The sequence below is a fragment of the Phenylobacterium sp. genome, assembly GCF_024508875.1.
Classification (GTDB): Bacteria; Pseudomonadota; Alphaproteobacteria; order Caulobacterales; family Caulobacteraceae; genus Phenylobacterium.
The window spans coordinates 78,621-98,231 of record NZ_JANINU010000307.1 but is presented as its reverse complement, the minus strand read 5'-3'; the positions used below and the strand labels follow the sequence as shown (position 1 = coordinate 98,231).

Genomic DNA, 19,611 nt, shown 5'->3' with positions numbered 1-19,611 from the left:
CCTTTCATTTAGCCGCGACCGGCAGGCCGCGGTCGAGTTGCAGGGCGTCGAGTTCGGCGGGCGTGTTGGCGTTGGCGAAGGGATCCATCCCGGCGGCCGGCCAGCTGGCCAGGGTCATTCCAACGGCCCCCGCGAAGCCTTTCAGGGAGCGCCGACCGCTCGCGAGATAGGCCGGCAGGGCGTCGAGGGCCGCGTCCACGCGCCACAGCGCGCACACCGGGTGAAGGTGGCCGTCGCTCTCCGCGACCGCGACGCCCTCGCGGTCGCCCAAGGCGGCGTGCAGGCGCGCCGCGAGATCGAGGGGCAGGCGTGGCGAGTCGCAGGGCAGCGTCAGGACACGCGCGACACCCTTCCGGCGGCCAAACCGGAGCGCAGCGGCCAGGCCCGCCAATGGCCCCTCGATAGCCGGATCGTCCAGGATGAGCGGCGCGTCCACGGCCCCGGCGACTTGGACGGGATCGCGAACCGCCACGGCGACGTCCCGGCCGTAGAAGCGGGCGAGCTTGAGGGCGTGGCCCACGAGCGTCGTGCCGGCGAACCGGCGCAATGGCTTGGCGCCGCCCATCCGGCGACCTTCGCCCCCGGCCAGCACGACGGCGACGAGCGATGGTGTCACGGGGCGCTGACCTTGGCGGTCCGCTTTCGGCGCGCGGGCCGCCAGACCACGCCGCGGCGCTTCGCGAGCCGGTTGGAGAGGTCCAGGAGATCGCGTTCGGTGAGGCGCAGGCGCGCCAGGGGCAGGACGACGGCGTTCTCAAGGGCCAGGTGTCCGCGCTCCTGGACGGCGAACGCCTCCAGCGCGCGGCGACGGACGTTGCTGCGGCTGATGGGGACCTGCTGACGCAGGCAGGACTCCAGGTGGTGGCGCACAGCGGCCGCGGCGGTGAGGTCCTTGGCATGCTCGCCCTGCAGCCGTCCCAGCACCTTGTCGACGTCGTCTTCCGGCTGGGCGCGCGCTCGCATGAGGGGAAACAGGTCCTCCTCCTCGTCCAGCACGTGGATGGCAAGGTCGTGGACGACGAAGTCCAGCAGCCAGCGGATCAGCGTCTCGTCGTAGACGCTGGCCATCGAGGCGCGCTGCATGAGGTCGCAGAACTGCCGGTGGCGCTGGTGCTCGGCGAAGAACCAGGTGATCGGGTCGGACAGAAGGTCGTCCGGCGTTTCGACGACGTGGGCTCGGTTCAACGCCACCATGACGACCCTCCTGGGCTAATACTTGGCTTCGAGCGTCAGCCAGATCTTTTGGCGATCGGCGAATCCCGTCCCGGCGCCGTCGAACACGGCCACGCGGGCCTCGGCGCTGAGCAGCTTGCTGAGCGGGAGGGCGGCCAACAGGTCGATCTCGCGCCCGTACCGACGCGACCCATCGTCGTCCGTGAAGTCGTGCGCCGCGGCCTGCAGCTTCAGCGGCGTGCCCTTCTGTCCGACCTTGACGGTGGCCCCGGCCCGAAGGTTGAGGTCGCGGACGCCGCCCGGCGGGGTGGTCAGGAAGACGTCAGCCCAGCCCTGGTAGGCGAAGAGCGTGGCGAGCGGGGTCTGGAACCCGCGGCGGCCGTCGCCATCGAGGCGCTCGTAGCTTACCGTGATCCACTCTGCAGGCCGCTTCAGGCCGACGCCGAGGCCGAGGTAGCCGAGGTCGAAGTCGGTCGGGCTGTTGCGGTAGTCGGTCTGGCGCGCGAACTCGGCTTCATAGGTCAGGCTGAGCTTCGGTTGCAGGGGGCGAGCCCCGGCGAACCGAGCGCCCCAGGTCGCGTTCGACTGCGTCGGGGCGTTGTCGAAGGCCAGCAGGTAGCCGTACCCCGTGAGCTGGCCCCCCTTCGTCTTGAGATCGGCCTGGACGAGGTGGCTGTCGCTGTCCCATGCGCCCTGGGGGTTGTGGCGGCCGAATACCCGGTGGACCTTGTCGATGTAGGCGTAGGTGACCGTCAGGTCCTTGGTCGGCCGATAGGCCGCCTTCAGGGCGTCGAAGGTCTGTTCGTTCTGGCGGAAGCCGGCGTTGCCGACGAAGCGCGCGTTGCCGAGGATCAGGCGCTGGCGTCCGACCACGACGTCGGCCGCATTGCCGGTCCAGGAGACCTGCGCACGATTGAGCTCGGTCACCTCCGGATCGCCGACCACCGGATAGCGCACCTTACCGTTGGTGGTGCTGTTGTAGGCTTCGTCCAGGGCGACGACATTCTCGCCCTCGACCAGGCCTCTGAAGCCGTTCCAGGCGGGCGTCTCATAGCCGAGGCGCGTGCGCAGGGTGACGGCCTGCGCGTCCTTCGCGAAGCCGTCCTGGTCGACGGATTCCGAGCGCAGGCGCATCTCCAGGATCACCTTGCCGGGAAGGTCCTGCGCCGTGGCCAGGCCCGGGGCCGCGAGCGCCAGCACAACGCCGCCAGCCGCCAGGAGGACATGGACGCGGCTCATGCGGCGACCCTGCGGATGACCGTGAACACCTGCTTGGCGGGGACGAGCTTGGAGCGGAGGATCGCGGCCAGGCAGGCGAGCGCCGGATCCTTCGCGTCGCGGGCGGCGGAGATGAGGTTGGTCCACCGCTCGTCGTTGGCCTCGGCGACGAAGGACGCCATCGCCGCGCGCGCGAACATCGGGACGGTGTCGCCCGCGACGGCCGCGGCCTCTCCCACTCGACGGGCGAGGTCGGCGTCGACCACGTCCAACCAGGGGGCGAGGCGCTCCGCGACGCCGGTGTCGCTCAGGAAATCGCCCAGGGTCGCCGATCCCTCGCGGACCCCGCCGTCGGCGTTCAGCGTCAGGGCGACGCCCTGTCGCCGGGCCTCGGCCGTCAGGTCGGCGACGTAACGTGTGGCCGCGGCAGTCCAGGCCCGGCTCTCGAGGTGAAGACGGATCTGGTCTTCGACCATCTCGAACGGCAGCTGGCGGCCCTCGATCCGCCGATCGAGGCGCAACACGTGCCAGCCGAAGCGCGAGCGCACCGGCTCGGCGGCGATCTCGCCCGGCGCCAGTCCGGCCAGGACCCGTTCGACCTCGGCAACGAGGTCCCCCGGCCGCAGCTGGCCGAGCGACCCGCCGGTCGCGCCGGACGGACAGTCGGAATGGTCGCGGGCGAGCTCCGCGAACGTGCGGGCCCCGCCGGCCAGGGCCGCGATCAGCCGCGTGGCGGCGTCGCGGGCGGCGTGGATGGCGTCGTCGTCGTCGCCGCGAGGCTCCACCAGGATGTGCGAGGCCTCGCTGAGGGCCGGCGTGCGGAACCGCTGAGGCGCAGCGTCGTAGACCCGCCGACATTCGGCGTGCGTGGGCGCGGCGACCTCGACCTCCGCATCGAGAAGCTCGCGGATCAGCGCCTCCTCGAGCGTCTCCTCGCGGCCGCGCCCGTCGACCTCCGGCGTCGCCTCCAGGCCCAGCCGGATCGCGCGATGCAGCAGCAGGGCGCGGATGGCCAGCGCGTGGCCGGCGGCCGCGCGGGCGTCGGCCGCCGAGGCCCCGGGGTGGTTCTGGGCTTCCTGCGCGAGCAGCGCTTCGGGGATTTCGACCCCGTCGATCACGAGCGTGCGCATGGCTATTCGGCCGCCTCTTGGGGGCGGGGCTCGGCGGCCCGGCGCGCGACCTGTTGCTGGGCGTAGGTGGGCGCCAGGGCCTCGGCCCGGCGCGGCAGGGCGCGCTTGGTGCGCACCAGCTGCCAGCCGCGGCGGTTCAGGTACCAGACGGGCGCGGAGAGCATGTGCACCAGCCGGGTGAACGGGAAGACCAGCAGGATGGTCATGCCGAGCATTAGGTGCGCCTTGAAGACCCAATGGACGTCGGCGACGTGACCGGCCACGCCCGGCTGGAAGGTGAACACCCCCTGGGCCCAATTCATGAACTTGAGCATCTCGTGGCCGTCGCGGTGCTGCAGCGAGATCGGAATTGTGCCGAGGCCGAGCAGCAGCTGCGCCATCAGCAGGACGAGGATCGCGATATCGGCGAAGCTGGAGGTCTTGCGGATCCGCGGGTCGGTGAGGCGCCGGTGCAGCAGGAGCGCGCCGCCGGCCAGGGCGAAGCTGCCGGCCAGGCCGCCGGCCACAATCGCCAGCATCTGCTTGGCGCCGTGGGGCACGCCTAAGGCGTCGAACACCCAGATGGGCGTCAGGAGGCCCACGAAGTGGCCGCCGAAGATCATCAGCACGCCGAGGTGGAAGAGGACGGAGCCGGCGACCAGTTGTTTCCGCCGCAGCAGCTGGGAAGAGCCGGTGCGCCAGGTGTAGGGCTCACGGTCGAAGCGGACGACCGACCCCAGCGCCAGCACCGAGAGCGCGATGTAGGGGTAGACCCCGAAGGCGATCTGATTGAGGTCCATCACGCCGCTCCCTGCACGAGCGGCCGCCGGCGGACGGGCGCGGGGCCTTGCTTCATGGCGGTGACCAGCGCCTCGGCCTTGGGACAGCCGACGTCGGATGGCCCGAAGCTGACCGCGGTCTCGGCCCACAGCTTGTCCATGGTCTCGAGGTCGTCGGGATTGTCGTCCGGCTCGGCCATCAGCGAGGCCAGGGCGTCGGCATCCCCCGGATCGGCCGCGAGCGCCGTCAGCGCGCCGAACACGGCCCGGTAGGGGCTCTGGCGCTTATGCAGGCGCTCGCCGATGGCGTGGAGCACATGGGCGCCCTCCCCCAGCAGCGAGGCCGCCTCCCCTTCCGGCAGGGTCGACAGGAACTCCAGGAACACCGGCAGGTTGTCCGGCAGCTCGTTGGCCGACAGCTCCAGTCCCTTGGACCGATAGAGCTCAAGCAACGCCACCATGGCCTGTCCCCGATCGCGGCTCTCGCCGTGGACGTGCTCGTAGAGGTTCAGCGACAGCGAGCGGGTGCGGTCGAAGAGCCAGACATAGCGCTCCTGCACCTCGTAGATGTCGGCCGTGGCGAGGTCCTCGGCAAGCTTGCCGAGGGCCCGGCGGACGGCGCCCGGCAGGCGCACGTCGGCGTCCAGAATGGCCGCCGCATCGTGCAGCAGCGCGCGGGTCGCCTCGGTGGGATAGCTGAGCAGCAGGGCGAGCGCCCGGTAGCTGAGGGACATCACTTGACCTCCATGGGGGTCTTGGCGCGCGAGCGCGTCTTGGGGCCGAACAGGCCCAGTTCCGTGCGGCCGCCGGAGCAGCCGTTGCCGAAGGTGAAGCCGCAGGAGCCCTTGAGGTCGTAGGCGTCCTCGACGGTCTCGCGGTGGGTCGTCGGGATGACGAACCGGTCCTCGTAGTTGGCGATCGCCATGTAGCGGTACATCTCGTCGATGTGGCCCGCGGTCAGGCCGACCCGCTCGGCGATGGCGTGGTCGATGCGGCCGTCGACGGTCTTGGCGCGCATGTAGCTGCGCATGGCCAGCATGCGTTCCAGCGCCTGAACCACCGGCGGCTCGTTGCCCGCGGTCAGCAGGTTGGCCAGGTAGCGGACCGGGATGCGCAGGGACTTCACGTCCGGCATCTCGCCGTCCATGGCGAGCGCTCCGGCCGAGGCCGCCGACTGGATCGGCGACAGCGGGGGCACGTACCAGACCATCGGCAGCGTCCGGTATTCCGGGTGCAGCGGGAAGGCGACCTTCCAGTCGATGGCCATCTTGTAGACCGGGCTGCGGCGCGCGGCCTCGAGCCACGCCTCGGGCACGCCGTCGCGCCGCGCCTGGTCGATCACCGCCGGGTCGAAGGGGTCCAGGAAGACGTCGAGCTGGGCCTGGTAGAGGTCCTTTTCGTCGGGCTCCGCGGCGGCCGCCTCGATGCGGTCGGCGTCATAGAGCAGGACGCCCAGGTAGCGGATGCGGCCCACGCAGGTCTCGGAGCAGACGGTCGGCTGGCCGACCTCGATCCGCGGGAAGCAGAAGGTGCACTTCTCGGATTTCCCGCTCTCCCAGTTGTAGTAGATCTTCTTGTACGGGCAGGCCGAGACGCACATCCGCCAGCCGCGGCACTTGTCCTGGTCGATCAGGACGATGCCGTCTTCTTCCCGCTTGTAGATCGCGCCCGACGGACAGGCGGCGACACAGGCAGGGTTGAGGCAGTGCTCGCACAGCCTGGGCAGGTACATCATGAAGGTGTTTTCGAACTGGCCGTAGATCTCGCTCTCGACGCCTTCGAAGTTGTAGTCGGCCCTCCTCTTCGCAAACTCGCCGCCCAGGATCTCCTCCCAGTTCGGGCCCCACTCGATCTTCTCCATCCGCTCGCCGGTGATCTTCGAGCGCGGCCGGGCGGTCGGGAACGCCTTCATCTCCGGCGCCGTCTGCAGGTGGCCGTAGTCGAAGTCGAAGGGCTCGTAGTAGTCGTCGATCTCGGGCAGGTCGGGGTTGGCGAAGATCTTCGCCAGGATCCGCCACTTGGCGCCCATCTTTGGCTCGATCTTGCCGTTGGGCTTGCGGACCCAACCGCCGTTCCAGCGCTTCTGGTTCTCCCAGTCCTTGGGATAGCCGACGCCGGGCTTGGTCTCGACGTTGTTGAACCAGGCGTATTCGACGCCTTGGCGATTGGTCCACACGTTCTTGCAGGTCACCGAGCAGGTGTGACACCCGATGCACTTGTCGAGATTCAGCACCATGCCGATCTGGGCGCGGACTTTCATTGGGCGAAATCCTTCGAGGTGGCCGGCTCGTCCAGCCAGTCGACCTTGGTCATCTTGCGGACGACGACGAACTCGTCCCGGTTCGAACCCACGGTGCCGTAGTAGTTGAAGCCGTAGGCCAGCTGGGCGTAGCCGCCGATCATGTGCGTGGGCTTGGGCACCGTGCGGGTGCAGGAGTTGTGGATTCCGCCGCGCAGGCCGGTGACCTGCGACCCCGGCGTGTTCACGATCTTCTCCTGCGCGTGGTACATGAAGGTCGTGCCCTCACGGATGCGCTGGGAGACCACCGCGCGCGCCGTCAGCGCGCCGTTGGCGTTGAAGACCTCGATCCAGTCGTTGTCCTCGATCCCCGCCGCCTTGGCGTCGACCTCCGAGATCCACACCACCGGGCCGCCCCGGTTCAGGGTCAGCATCAGGAGGTTGTCGGAATAGGTGGAGTGGATGCCCCACTTCTGGTGCGGGGTGATGAAGTTGAGGACGATCTCGGTCTCGCCGTTCGGCGTCTTGTCCTTCACCCAGGTGGTCTTCAGGTCGACCGGCGGCTTGTAGACGCAGAGCGCCTCGCCGAACGCCCGCATCCAGAGGTGATCCTGGTAGAGCTGCTGGCGGCCGGTCAGCGTCCGCCAGGGGATCAGCTCGTGGACGTTGGTGTAGCCGGCGTTGTAGCAGACGTGCTCGCTCTCCAGCCCCGACCAGATCGGCGACGAGATGATCTTCCGCGGCTGGGCGACCAGGTCGCGGTAGCGGATCTTCTCGTCCTCCTTGGGCAGCGCCAGGTGGGTGTGCTCGCGGCCGGTCTGGGTCTCCAGCGCCGCCCAGGCCTTCACGGCGACTTCGCCGTTGGTCTCCGGCGCGAGCATCAGGATGGTCTCGCAGGCGTCGATGTCGCTCTCGATCCGCGGCAGGCCTTCGCTGACGCCGGGCTCGAGGACGTGACCGTTGAGTTCGCCCAGCAGGCCCACCTCGTGCTCGGTGTTCCAAGCCATGCCCTTGCCGCCGTTGCCGGCCTTGGTCATGAGCGGTCCGAGGGAGGTGAACTGCTTGTAGAGGTTAGGGTAGTCGCGCTCGACCACGGTGATCTGCGGCATGGTCTTGCCCGGGATCGCCTCGCATTCACCGAGGTACCAGTCCTTCACGTCGAACGGCTGGGCCATCTCGGCGGCGCTGTCGTGCTGGATGGGGGTGAGGACGACGTCCTTCTCCACCCCCAGCACCTCGGGCGCCACGTCGGAGAACTGCCGGGCGATCGCCTTGAAGATCTCCCAGTCGGACTTCGACTCCCACGCCGGGTCCACGGCCGCCGAGAGCGGGTGGATGAAGGGGTGCATGTCGGAGGTGTTGAGGTCGTTCTTCTCGTACCAGGTGGCCGTGGGCAGGACGATGTCCGAGTAGACCGCGGTCGTGGACATCCGGAAGTCGAGGGTGACCAGCAGGTCCAGCTTCCCTTCCGGCGCCTCGTCATGCCAGGCGACGTCCCGCGGCTTCTGGCGGCCCATTTCTCCCAGGTCCTTGCCCTGCACGCCGTGGGCGGCGCCCAAGAGGTGCTTCAGGAAGTACTCGTGGCCCTTGCCGGACGAGCCCAGCAGGTTCGAGCGCCATACGAACATGTTGCGCGGCCAGTTCGCCGGGTCGTCCGGGTCGTGGCAGGAGAGCTCCAGGTTGCGGGCCTTCAACTCGCGCACCGCATAGACCTTGGGGTCGACGCCGGCCGCATCGGCAGCGCGGGCCACCTCCAGCGGATTGGTCTTCAGCGCCGGCGCCGACGGCAGCCAGCCCATGCGCTCGGCGCGCACGTTGAAGTCGATCAGCGAGGCGTCCCAGGGCCCGTTCGGCGCGGTCGGCGACAGAATCTCGGAGGCGGCGACCGTCTCGTAGCGATACTGGTCGGTGTGGGCGTAGAAGAAGGACGTGGAGTTCTGCTGCCGCGGCGGCCGGATCCAGTCCGTCGCGAAAGCCAGCGGCGCCCAGCCGGTCTGCGGCCGCAGCTTCTCCTGGCCGACGTAGTGGCTCCAGCCGCCGCCGGACTGGCCCACGCACCCGCACATCACCAGCATGTTGATGACGCCGCGGTAGTTCATGTCCATGTGGAACCAGTGGTTCATTGCCGCGCCGATGATCACCATCGACCTGCCGTTGGTCTTTTCGGCGTTGGTGGCGAAGCCGCGGGCGACGGCGATGATCTGCTCAGCCGGTACCGTGGTGATCGCCTCGGCCCAGCCCGGCGAATAAGGCTCCAGGCTCTCATAGCTCGTCGGCATGTGTTCGCCGCCGAAGCCCTGGTCGACACCGTAGTTGGCGAGGAACAGGTCGTAGACGCACGCAACCAGCGCCTCTTCGCCATCGGCCAGCTTCAGCCGCTTCACCGGCACGTTGCGGACGAGGACGTCGGGGTGCTCGGTGGAGGCGAAGCCGTTCGAGGCGCTGTTGGCGAAATACGGGAAGCGGACGCCGGCGACCTCGTCGTGGACGCCGTTCAGGCCCAGGCGCAGCGTGGTTTCACGGCCCGCGGCGTCCTTCTCCTCGAGATTCCATTTGCCATCTTCGCCCCAGCGGAAGCCGATCGAGCCGTTGGGCACGACGATCCGGCCGGTGGCCTCATCGACCGCGACCGTCTTCCAATCGGGGTTGTTGGTCTCGCCGAGGCCGCCCTCGAAGTCGGCCGCGCGGAGCAGGCGCTCGGAGACGTAGCCGCCCTCCTGCGGCACCAGGCGCACCAGCATCGGCAGGTCGGAGTACTTGCGCAGGTACTCGCGGAAGTAAGGGACCTGGCGATCGACGTGGAACTCCTTGAGGATCACGTGGCCGAACGCCATGGCCAGCGCCGCGTCGGTCCCCTGCTTCACCGGCAGCCACAGGTCGGAGAACTTCGAGGCCTCGGAGTAGTCCGGGCAGATCACCACCGACTTGGCGCCGCGGTAGCGGGCCTCGGTGTAGAAGTGGGCGTCAGGCGTGCGGGTCTGCGGGACGTTCGAGCCCCACAGCATGAGGAAGCCCGAATTGTACCAGTCGGCGCTTTCGGCGACGTCGGTCTGCTCGCCCCAGGTCTGTGGCGACGACGGCGGCAGGTCGCAGTACCAGTCATAGAACGAGCCGCAGACCCCGCCCAGCAGCTGCAGGTAGCGCGCGCCGGCGGCGTAGGAGACCATCGACATGGCGGGGATCGGCGAGAAGCCGAACACCCGGTCCGGGCCCCACTGCTTGACCGTGTGGGCGTTGGCCGCAGCCACGATCTCGGTGACCTCGTCCCAGGTGGCGCGCACGAAGCCGCCCGAGCCGCGCGTGGACGTGTAGGACTTGCGCTTTTCGGCGTCGGCCTGGATCGAGGCCCAGGCCGCGACCGGCGCGAGCGTCGCTCGCGCCTCGCGCCACAGTTTCAGCAGACGGCCACGGACCAGCGGATACTTAACCCGGTTGGCTGAGTAGAGGTACCAGCTGTAGCTGGCGCCGCGCGCGCAGCCGCGCGGCTCATGGTTGGGCAGCTCCGGCCGCGTGCGCGGATAGTCGGTCTGCTGGGTCTCCCAGGTGACGATGCCGCCCTTGACGTAGATCTTCCACGAGCACGAGCCCGTGCAGTTCACGCCGTGGGTGGAGCGGACGATCTTGTCGTGGCGCCAGCGGGACCGGTAGGCCTCCTCCCAGGCGCGGTCCTCGTCGTTCATGACGCCGTGGCCGTCGGAGAAGACCTCGGTCTTGCGCGTGAAGAACGCCAGGCGGTCGAGGGTGTTGCTCATTCTGCGGGAACCTTGATCGCGTCGGTTTGGGGGACGTGGAGCAGCGACCCGCGACGGCCGTAGACGGCCCAGTTCAGCAGGACGCAGCTCACGTAGAAGGCGAGGAAGACGTAGAGGGCGGTCTCGGGCCCGCCGGTGGCCTTCAGCGAGTCACCGAACGCCTTGGGGATGAAGAAGCCGCCGAAGGCGCCGATGGCCGAGGTGAAGCCCACGATGGCGGCGGATTCCATCTCGGCGGCCTTGAGGCGCGCGTCGGCCGCTGCGCCCGGCATCAGGCGCGGCATGTCGCTGCGCACGATCGCGGGGATCATCTGGAAGGTCGAAGCGTTGCCGACGCCGGTCCAGAAGAACAGCCACAGGAAGCTGGCAAAGAAAACCGGGAACGACGGCTCGCCCTGGAAGGCGCCGACGCCCTGCAGCACGCCCAGCACGCCCGCGGCCATGGCGAGGAACGCGTAATGGGTGACGCGCTCGCCCCCGAAGCGGTCCGAGACCCAGCCCGTCAGCGCCCGGGAGGCGGCGCCGATCAGCGGCCCCAGGAACACCAGCTTCAGCACCTGCACGTGGGGGAACAGGGTCTTGGACAGCAGGGGGAAGGCGGCTGAGAAGCCGAGGAATGACCCGAAGGTGCCCAGGTAGAGCCAGCACATGATCCAGTTGTGCCGGCGCTTGAACACGACGGCCTGGCTGGCGAACGAGGCCTTGGCAGAAGCGATGTCGTTCATCCCGAACCAGGCGACAGCGGCGGCGATCACGATGAAGGGCGCCCAGACGAACCCGGCGTTCTGCATCCAGACCTGCGCCGTGACGCCAAGGCCCTTGTCGACCGAGACCTGGGCGGGCCCGGTGATCGGCAGCAGGGCGACGCCCGTCACCACCGGCACCAGGAACTGCATCAGGCTGACGCCCAGATTGCCGAAGCCAGCGTTCATCGCCAGCGCGTTGCCCTTCTGCGCCTTCGGGAAGAAGAACGAGATGTTGCCCATCGACGAGGCGAAGTTGCCGCCGCCCAGGCCGCACAGCAGCGAGAGGACGACGAAGGTCCAGTAGGGGGTGCCGGGGTTCTGCACGGCGAGGCCGATGCCGATCGCCGGAACCAGCAGCGAGAGGGTCGACAGTGTGGTCCACAGGCGGCCGCCGAAGATCGGCACCATGAAGCTATAGAAAATCCGCAGGGTCGCGCCGGAGAGCGCCGGCAGGGCCGTCAGCCAAAACAGCTGGTCCGTCGTGAACTTGAAGCCGACCAGCTTCAGCTTGGCGACAACCATCGACCAGACCATCCAGACCGCGAAGGCCAGGGTCAGGTTGGGGATCGAGATCCACAGGTTGCGGGTCGCGACCGGCTTGCCGGTCGACGCCCAGAACGCGGCGTCCTCGGGCCGCCAGTCGGTCAGCACGTGACGGGGTTTGCCCATGGGTTGGTCCTCTTGCGGGCTATTCGGCGGCGCGCAGGGCCGAAGCGGCCCCGGCTGCGCCGGTGGGGTTGAGGTCGATCATCTCGGGGAGCTCGGGCAGGTCGCGCAGGCCGGGCGTGCGGGCCCGCTCCATCCGGCCGATGGCGAGGTGCATCCAAGCGAGCGCGCCGGCGACCAGCAGGAACAGCAGCATGAAGCAGCTGGTCCAGATGTGGGTGAGGTCGTTGAGGGCGCCGAAGGCGATCGGCAGGACGAAGCCGCCCAGGCCGCCGATCATGCCGACCAGGCCGCCTACCGAGCCGATGGTGTCGGGGTAGTAGACGGGGATGTGCTTGTAGACCGCCGCCTTGCCGAGACTCATCGCGAACCCGAGCGCGAACAGCAGGCCCACGAACGGAACCAGCCCCAGCGCCAGGCGGAAGGTGATCGGCCCCTCGATGCCGTCGACGACATAGGTGGTCGCCGGGTAGGACAGAAGGAAGGTGCAGGCCACGCTGACGCCGAAGGTGATGTACATCACCCGCCGCGCACCGATGCGGTCCGACAGCCAGCCGCCGAAGACGCGGAACAGGGAGCCGGGGATCGAATAGGCCGCCGCCAGCATGCCGGCCGTGATGAGCGGCAGGTGGTAGACCGCCACCAGGTAGTGGGGCAGCCACAGCGACAGCGCTACGAAGGCCCCGAAGCAGAAGAAGTAATAGAGGGCGAAGCGCCAGACCTGCAGCCGCTTCAGCGGCTCGAGTTGCATCAGCGCCGGGGTGGCCTTCGCGCCGGTCCGGCGGCGAGCGACGAGCTCGGGGTCGTCACGGGTGACGAGGAAGTAGGCGCCGGCGATGATCGCCAGGGCGGTGGCCCAGACCTGGGCGACCGCTTGCCAGCCAAAGGCCAGCATGACGAAGGGCGCGGCGAACTTGGTCACCGCGGCGCCGACGTTGCCGGCCCCGAAGACGCCCAGCGCCGTACCCTGACGCGCCTTGGAGAAGAACTTGGAGACGTAGGCCACGCCCACCGAGAAACTGCCGCCGGCCAGGCCCACGCCCAGCGCCGCCAGCAGGAACTGCGGATAGGTGTGCGCGTAGGAGAGGAGCCAAGTGGCGACCGCAGCCGACAGCATCACCGCCAGGTTGACCAGGCGCCCGCCCATCTGGTCGGCCCAGATGCCCAGCGGGACGCGGATGAGGGATCCGGTGAGGATCGGCGTGCCGGCCAGGAGCCCGAACTCGGCCTCCGTGAGCCCGAGCTCCTGCTTGATGCGGATGCCGATGATCGAGAAGACCGTCCACACCGCGAAGCAGGCCGTGAACGCGAAGGTGCTCATGCCAAGGGCGGCCTTGGCGCCAGGCTGGAGCGGGAGAGATGCGTCGGTCACGATGGTCTCGGCGGTCAGCGCGGTGCACTGGCGCCGCATCGCCGGTATAGATGTCTCACTAGCTCGCCGAGGCGATTGATGAAGATCAAGCCGGAAGCAAATCCGGCCAAGACGTCGCAGATATATTCAGGACGACGTGGCCGCTACCTAAGTAGTGACACGGAGGGATAGACTTACTTCGGCCCGGCGATTGACCAACATCAAGTCGCAGCGCCACTTGACTCAAATCAAGGCAGGACTCCCGTCCGCTCGGCACATCTCTGGGCTCTACAATCCAGATGGGGCGCGCCGATGCGGGATGTCGATGTGGAACGGGTGAGGGCCCTGCCCTTGTTCCGCGGCTGTTCGAACGACACCTTCCGGACCCTGTCGGCCGGCGCCTTCCTGCAGCGGTTCCCCGCCGGCACCACACTGCTGCTCGGCGGGGATCAGGTCGATTTCCTTTACGTCCTGCTCGACGGGACCGTCGAACTCGAGGGCACCTGGAACGACAAGGAGACGACGCTCGCGCTCCTGCGCCCCGTCTCGACCTTCATCCTGGCGGCGGTGGTCCTGGACGCCGACGGCCTGATGAGCGCCCGCACCGTGGAGCGCTCCGATATCCTCATGTTGTCCGGCGCCGCGATCCGCCGCGTCATGTCCGAGGACGCGGCCTTCGCGGTCGCGGTCGCCCAGGAGATGGCCGGCTGCTACCGGGGGCTGGTGCGCACCCTGAAGAACCACAAGCTGCGCGGCGGCCTCGAGCGGCTCGCCAACTACCTGATCACCCAGCGCCTGCGCCAGGGCGGCGACGCCAGCTTCGTGCTGCCGCATGAGAAGCGGGTGCTGGCTTCCCTACTCGGGATGACGCCTGAAAACCTTTCGCGGTCGATTGCCGCCCTCGCCGACTACGGCGTGGAGGTCCACGGGCCCTCCGTGACGATCACCCGACCGGCCGTCCTCGAACGCCTCGCCAAGCCCGACCCACTGATCGACAACCACCAGCCGGTCACGGACGAACTCACCGGCAAGGCCCAGCGCGAGCGTTGGCCGCTGGCCGATGACCGCACCCGCGCCGCCTGACCTCAGCCGCCGAACTGGGCCAGCTGGCGGGTGTCGCCGGCGTCGCCCTGGTGCAGGCGGTGGCCGGCCGGCTTACCGGCCAGCGCGCGCAGGATCCTGGCCCGCAACGCCTCCGGCTCGTCAACCTGCAGCAGGTCCTTCAGGCCGACGCCCAGCTCGCCGAACAGGCACAGGCGCAGCTGCCCGCGCGCGGTGATCCGCAACCGGTTGCAGCTGTCACAGAAGCCCGGCGCGTAGGGCGCGATGAGGCCGATGCGACCGGCGAAGTCGGGATGAACGTACTCGACCGCCGGACCGTCGTCGAAACCCCGCGCCCGCGGGGTCCAGCCGCGCGCCTTCAACCAATCGGTGAGCACCGCGCCCGGCGCGTGCTGGTCGGCGAAGAATTGGGCGTTGTCGCCGGTCCGCATCAGCTCGATGAACCGCACCGCCACCGGCCGCTCGCGCACGAAGGCCTCGAAGTCCGCGAAGCCGGCTTGCGCGGTGTCGCGCAGCAGCACCCCGTTGACCTTCACGTTGGGCACGCCGAGCGCCAGGGCGCGGTCCAGTCCCGCGACCACGGCCGGTAGCCGGTCGTGGCCGGTGATGCGGCGGAAGCCCTCGCGGTCGAGGGAGTCGATGCTGACGTTGAGGTTGGTGAGGCCCGCCTCGCGCCAGGCGCCGATCTGGCGGTCGAGGTTCCAGCCGTTAGTGGTGATGCAGACCTTGGAGATTCCGGGGGTGGCGGCGGTCCTCGCGATGATCTCCGCGACGTCGCGGCGCACGCTGGGCTCGCCGCCCGTCAGGCGGATCTTCGAGACCCCCAGGTCCGCGAACGCACGGACCACGCGTTCGCATTCCAGCGGCGTCAGGAAGGTCAGCGGGGCCGTCTTCTTGAAGCCGTCCGGCAGGCAGTAGGTGCAGCGGAAGTTGCAGACCTCGGTGATCGAGAGCCGCAGATAGTGGAAGCGGCGGCCAAAGCCGTCGACGAGATCACCCAACCCTGGCTCCTTTCCAAGCGCGGGAGGCGACGGCGTTTCCCCCGTAACCCTTGCCGGCGGGCCGGCGCGGCGGCCGGGCCGTGGCGCGGGTGCGCGTTAGGCCGGAACGCTCGGAGCTATACGGCCGGGCCGAGGCCCAGCCGAGCCGGCATCCTATGCGGCGTGCGCGAAACCGCCTTGATGAAGATCAAGCAGGCCGCGGACGCGGCAGCGTGAGCATGGGCCCGTAGGCGACGGCGAAGCCTCCGAACGCCAGCGACCAGACGAAGCCGGACGCCGAGAGCCAGAAGGACTGGGCGACCCCCGTGAACGGGGCGGCGACCCGCAGGATCGCCGCGGCGTTGATCGCCAGATAGATCGCCAGGGTGGCGCCACCCGCGGCGAGCGGACGCCCGGTATGTCCACGCGTGGCCCGGGTCATCACCGCCAGGGTCATGACCCCGACCGCGCCGGCGGTCAGCGCGTGGACGCCGGCCGACCGCGGCACGAGGACGGGGGCCAGCGCCGAGCCGCCCAGCAGCAGCATGCCGACGCCCAGCCAGCCGTAGCCCAGGTGCAGGATCCAGACGAGCGGCTCGGCCGCCGCCCGCCAGCCGCGCCAGCGCGCCAGCCGCGCCAGGTGGGCGATCCCCGCCAGGGCCAGGACGGCCCCGGTGAGCCGGCTCTGCGGCATGGCGACCCACAATGCGCCGCCCAGGCCGGAGAGTCCCAGGGCCGCCCGATCGACCGTCCCGAACGGAGCCGGTCCCGGCTCCATGGCCCGGGCCTTCATCCAGTTGCGGGTGAAGCTGGGCACGATACGCCCGCCGATCTGGGCGATCAGCACGCTCGCGGCGCCGAGCGCCAAGCGCATGCCGACCTCCCCGGAGACGCCGCGCGGAAGATGGTAGGCCACGTTGGCGAAGGCGAAGAGCGTCACCAGGCCGCAGACCGGCAGGTTGCGCCAGTTGCGGCCGGCCAGCACCTCGCGCCAGATCACGGCGGCGAAGGCGAGGAGGAACAGGCTGTCGGCGACCGCCGCGAACGGCCCGAGCACGCCCTGATAGAGCATGGCCAGCCGCCCGAGGACCCACAGCGCGACAAGGCCGCCCAGCGGCGCGCCGATCACCGGCATCCGCCCGGTCCAGTTCGGAACCGCCGTGGTGAGGAACCCGGCGATGACCGCGCCCAGGAACCCGAAGATCATCTCGTGGATGTGCCACTCGCGGGTCAGAGCGGCCGAACCGCCGTGGAAATAGCTGCAGAGCCATAGGGGCACGACCAGCGCGCTCCAGAGGGCCCCGAACAGAAAGAAGGGGCGGAAGCCGAAGCTGAAGAGCGCCGGCCCATCATAGGCGCGCCGCGCGGCCGAGGTGCTGGTCATGCGCGGACCTACCGCTGCGCCGCCTCGGACGCCTTGATGCACGTCAAGCAGGCCTCAACCGCACTTCGAGTAGCCACAAGACAGGCAGCTGTCACAGCCCTCCCGGCGGACCAATTCGAAGCCCCCGCAGCGCGGGCAACCGGCCGGGGCGAACGGCCGGATCGCCAGCGACGGCGCCGCCTCGGGGGCCGGCTCTGGCGGTGCGCCGCCCAGGTGCCGCTCGATCACGCTGCCGATGGCGGCGAGCAACGAAGGCACGTAACGCCCGCCGAGCCAGGCCCCGCCGCGCGGGTCGAACACCGCCTTCAGCTCCTCGGCCACGAAGCTCACGTCGCCGCCCCGCCGGAACACCGCCGAGATCATCCGGGTGAGCCCCAGTGTCCAGGCGTAGTGGTCCATGTTCTTGGAGTTGATGAAGATCTCGAAGGGCCGACGTGCGCCGCCGTCCTCGAGGTCGTTGAGGGTCACGTAGACGGCATGCGCGCTTTCCGGCCAGACCAGCTTGTAGGTCGCACCCTCGAGCGCCTCCGGCCGCGGGATCAGCGCCGGGTCGGCGGCGCCGGTCGCGGGCTCGGGATCCACCGACAGGACCGAGCCGGTGATGGCGTTGGGCCGATACGTGGTCATCCCCTTGCAGCCGCTGCGCCAACCTAGCCGATAGATTTCGCTGAAGGCCTCGAAGCCGATGTCGGCCGGGCAGTTGACGGTCTTGGAGATCGAGCTGTCGACGTGCGCCTGGGCGGCGGCCTGCATGCGGACGTGGTCCTGCGGCGACAGGGTCTGGGCGCTGACGAACACCTCGGCCGGCGGCGGCGCGTCGGCGTGCAGCCGCTTCCAGACCGCGAGGGCGTAGTCCTCCACCGGCTCCTCGCGGCTCGAGCCGTCCGCCTGGCGCACCTTGCGGAGATAGGCGTAGGCGAAGACCGGCTCGATGCCCGACGACACATTGCCGGCTAGCAGCGAGGTCGTACCTGTCGGAGCCACAGACGTCAGGCAGCCGTTGCGCAGCCCATGCCGGGCGATCAGCTCGCGGGTCTCGGGATCGAGGGCCGCCAGGTTCGGCCGCTCCAGGATCGCCGGGTCGTACAGCGGAAACGCGCCCTTCTCGGCGGCCAGCTCGGCCGAGGCGCGGTAGGCCTGCTGCTGGATCCGCCCGAGCCAGGCGCCGGTCAGCTCGACGGCGCGGTCGCTGCCGTACGGAACGCCGCAGAACACCAGGGCGTCCGCGAGGCCCGTGACGCCCAGCCCGATCCGTCGCTTGGCGCGCGCCTCCGTCGCCTGCGCCTCGAGCGGAAAGCGCGAGACGTCGATGACATTGTCCAGCATCCGCACGGCCGTGCCGGTCAGGTCGGAGAGTTCGGAGAGGTCCAGCTCCGCGCCGGGTTCGAAAGGCCTCGCCACGAGCCGCGCCAGGTTGATCGACCCCAGAAGGCACGCGCCGTACGGCGGCAGCATCTGCTCGCCGCAGGGGTTGCTGGCCAGGATGGTCTCGCAATAGGCGAGGTTGTTGCGGGCGTTCACCTGGTCGATGAAGATCACCCCCGGCTCGGCCGCGTCGTAGGTCGCGCGCATCAGCCGGCTCCAGAGGTCCGCGGCGCGCACCGACCCCAGCACCTCGCCCTCGAACACCAGCGGCCAGTCCGCGTCCTCGGTCAGGGCCGCCATGAAGCTGTCCGGCACGAGCACCGAGAGGTTGAAGTTGCGCAGGCGCATCCCCTCCCGTTTGGCGTCGATGAACGCCTCGATGTCGGGATGGTCGATCCGTAGGCAGCCCATCATGGCGCCGCGGCGCTGGCCGGCGGAGAGGATGGTCCGGCACATGGCGTCCCAGACGTCCATGAAACTCAGCGGGCCGGAGGCGTCGGCGTCGACACCCTTCACCGCCGCACCGGCCGGGCGGATCGAAGAGAAGTCCATCCCCACGCCCCCGCCTTGCTGGAGGGTCAGAGCCGCCTCGCGGACGTGGGTGAAGATGCCGCCCAGGTCGTCGGGAGTGCGGCCCATGACGAAGCAATTGAACAGGGTCACCGCCCGCGCCGTCCCGGCGCCGGCGAGGATGCGGCCGGCCGGCAGGAACCTGTGGTCGCGCAGGGCGCCTTCGAAGCGGTCGCGCATCGTCGCGCGCAGCTCCGGGGCTTCGGCCTCGGCGAGGGCGGCGGCGACCCGCGACCAGGTGTCGTGCACCGTCTCGTCTCCCGGCGCGCCCGCCGGCCGGAAGCGGTACTTGCTGGCCCAGATCTCGCTCGCCAGCGGGTTGTCGAACGCCATGTCGTCACTCCTTCAGAGGCGGCGAGACTGATCGATTCCCCGGGCGGCCCGGTTGAGCCGAACGGGCCGGCCACCTGCGATCGGGCAAGTCGGCGCTTGACCGATATCAAGCGGCGGATCGCGCCGGCTCAAGGCGTAGCGCGCCCGGCCCGGCTAGGGTCAGGTCGAAGGGAGCCAACCGTGCTCGACGACACCCGTCCCGCCTCGGCCGGCCAGGCCGCCGACCCACCCGCCATCCGCTGCGCCCTGATGTCGGCATCCGCAGGGCCGCCGCGGGCGCCCGACGCGAACGCCGCCGGCCTCATCGAGCTGATCCTGGCGCGCTATCACGAAACCCATCGGCGCGAGTTTCCGGAGGCCATCACCCTGGCGCGCAAGGTCGAGGCCGTCCACGCCGACGCGCCAGGTTGCCCGCACGGACTGGCGGACCACCTGGCCCTGATGCTGGACGACCTCGAAAGCCACCAGCAACGCGAGGAACAGGTGCTCTTCCCGATGATCCTCGCCGGCGGCAGCCCGATGATCCGATTCCCCATCGGCCGGATGATGGCCGAGCACGAGGATGTGGAGGTTCAGTTGCGGGACCTGCGGGCTCTCACCGGCGACTTCGCCTGCCCGGCCGACGCCTGCGGCACGTGGCGAGCGCTGAACGCGCTCTGCCGCAAGCTCGACGCCGACCTGCGCGAACACATGCGGCTGGAGAACGAACTGCTTTTCGCGCCCTTCCTGACCTGACGCCCGAGCGCGGCGAGCGCGTTCCGGCGCACACCCCGGATGCGCTCTCGGCCGCATTGTGGAACGGGCGTCGCGCGGCGGCGAATCTCCGGATTCGCCGCCGCTTCCTTCTCGCTTGTCGAACATCAAGGGCGCGGCCGCCTCGGCTC

The 19,611-nt window shown here is 69.5% G+C and carries 15 protein-coding genes and 1 riboswitch; of the genes, 2 read left to right on the top strand and 13 right to left on the bottom strand.

Going from position 1 to position 19,611, the window contains the following annotated elements:
- Window positions 1–4: 4 nt before the first annotated feature.
- From Q0L11_RS20480 to Q0L11_RS20435, 10 genes are read right to left on the bottom strand one after another with little or no spacing between them, the layout of a single operon-like run.
- The gene (locus Q0L11_RS20480; protein ID WP_296599723.1) at window positions 5–616 is read right to left on the bottom strand and encodes a molybdenum cofactor guanylyltransferase; all 612 of its coding nucleotides are present in this window, start codon (window positions 614–616) and stop codon (window positions 5–7) included.
- The gene (locus tag Q0L11_RS20475; protein ID WP_296599722.1) at window positions 613–1,194 is read right to left on the bottom strand and encodes a hemerythrin domain-containing protein; all 582 of its coding nucleotides are present in this window, start codon (window positions 1,192–1,194) and stop codon (window positions 613–615) included. Before Q0L11_RS20475 ends, Q0L11_RS20480 begins: the two co-directional genes overlap by 4 nt.
- A 15-nt stretch (window positions 1,195–1,209) precedes the next feature.
- Window positions 1,210–2,412 (bottom strand): hypothetical protein, encoded by a 1,203-nt coding sequence (locus Q0L11_RS20470; RefSeq protein WP_296599721.1) that lies wholly within the window; start codon window positions 2,410–2,412, stop codon window positions 1,210–1,212.
- The gene (locus Q0L11_RS20465) at window positions 2,409–3,521 is read right to left on the bottom strand and encodes a peptidylprolyl isomerase (RefSeq protein WP_296599720.1); all 1,113 of its coding nucleotides are present in this window, start codon (window positions 3,519–3,521) and stop codon (window positions 2,409–2,411) included. The genes Q0L11_RS20470 and Q0L11_RS20465 overlap by 4 nt, the downstream gene beginning before the upstream one ends.
- 2 nt (window positions 3,522–3,523) lie before the next feature.
- Complete coding sequence (narI, locus tag Q0L11_RS20460) at window positions 3,524–4,300, bottom strand: respiratory nitrate reductase subunit gamma (protein ID WP_296599719.1); 777 nt, start codon at window positions 4,298–4,300, stop codon at window positions 3,524–3,526.
- Complete coding sequence (gene narJ / locus Q0L11_RS20455; protein WP_296599718.1) at window positions 4,300–5,013, bottom strand: nitrate reductase molybdenum cofactor assembly chaperone; 714 nt, start codon at window positions 5,011–5,013, stop codon at window positions 4,300–4,302. The genes narI and narJ overlap by 1 nt, the downstream gene beginning before the upstream one ends.
- Complete coding sequence (gene narH, locus Q0L11_RS20450; RefSeq protein ID WP_296599717.1) at window positions 5,013–6,539, bottom strand: nitrate reductase subunit beta; 1,527 nt, start codon at window positions 6,537–6,539, stop codon at window positions 5,013–5,015. The genes narJ and narH overlap by 1 nt, the downstream gene beginning before the upstream one ends.
- A complete protein-coding gene (locus Q0L11_RS20445) occupies window positions 6,536–10,270 on the bottom strand; it encodes a nitrate reductase subunit alpha (RefSeq protein ID WP_296599716.1) in 3,735 nt (1,244 codons plus the stop codon). Before Q0L11_RS20445 ends, narH begins: the two co-directional genes overlap by 4 nt.
- On the bottom strand, window positions 10,267–11,685 hold the full coding sequence (locus tag Q0L11_RS20440) for an MFS transporter (protein ID WP_296599715.1): 1,419 nt from the start codon (window positions 11,683–11,685) through the stop codon (window positions 10,267–10,269). The genes Q0L11_RS20445 and Q0L11_RS20440 overlap by 4 nt, the downstream gene beginning before the upstream one ends.
- Before the next feature lie 19 nt (window positions 11,686–11,704).
- Window positions 11,705–13,093 carry a nitrate/nitrite transporter gene (locus tag Q0L11_RS20435; protein WP_296599714.1) on the bottom strand — a complete coding sequence of 463 codons (1,389 nt, stop codon included), beginning with the start codon at window positions 13,091–13,093 and terminating at the stop codon, window positions 11,705–11,707.
- A 252-nt stretch (window positions 13,094–13,345) separates the two neighbouring features.
- On the opposite strand from Q0L11_RS20435, the gene Q0L11_RS20430 reads away from it, so the two are divergent.
- Window positions 13,346–14,116: a cyclic nucleotide-binding domain-containing protein gene (locus Q0L11_RS20430; RefSeq protein ID WP_296599713.1), complete on the top strand. Its 771-nt coding sequence runs from the start codon at window positions 13,346–13,348 to the stop codon at window positions 14,114–14,116.
- Window positions 14,117–14,118: 2 nt separating this feature from the next.
- On the opposite strand, the gene moaA is transcribed toward Q0L11_RS20430, so the two are convergent.
- The 3 genes from moaA to Q0L11_RS20415 form a co-directional block, all read right to left on the bottom strand.
- Window positions 14,119–15,096: a GTP 3',8-cyclase MoaA gene (gene moaA, locus Q0L11_RS20425; RefSeq protein WP_296599711.1), complete on the bottom strand. Its 978-nt coding sequence runs from the start codon at window positions 15,094–15,096 to the stop codon at window positions 14,119–14,121.
- Window positions 15,088–15,224: riboswitch (molybdenum cofactor riboswitch) on the bottom strand. Its footprint overlaps the gene before it by 9 nt.
- 59 nt (window positions 15,225–15,283) lie before the next feature.
- Window positions 15,284–16,459: an NnrS family protein gene (locus tag Q0L11_RS20420; protein ID WP_296599709.1), complete on the bottom strand. Its 1,176-nt coding sequence runs from the start codon at window positions 16,457–16,459 to the stop codon at window positions 15,284–15,286.
- A gap of 54 nt (window positions 16,460–16,513) precedes the next feature.
- Window positions 16,514–18,727 carry an adenosylcobalamin-dependent ribonucleoside-diphosphate reductase gene (locus Q0L11_RS20415; RefSeq protein ID WP_296599708.1) on the bottom strand — a complete coding sequence of 738 codons (2,214 nt, stop codon included), beginning with the start codon at window positions 18,725–18,727 and terminating at the stop codon, window positions 16,514–16,516.
- Between the two features lie 180 nt (window positions 18,728–18,907).
- Here Q0L11_RS20415 and Q0L11_RS20410 point away from each other — a divergent pair, with 180 nt between their 5' ends.
- The gene (locus Q0L11_RS20410) at window positions 18,908–19,462 is read left to right on the top strand and encodes a hemerythrin domain-containing protein (protein ID WP_296599707.1); all 555 of its coding nucleotides are present in this window, start codon (window positions 18,908–18,910) and stop codon (window positions 19,460–19,462) included.
- Window positions 19,463–19,611 lie beyond the last annotated feature (149 nt).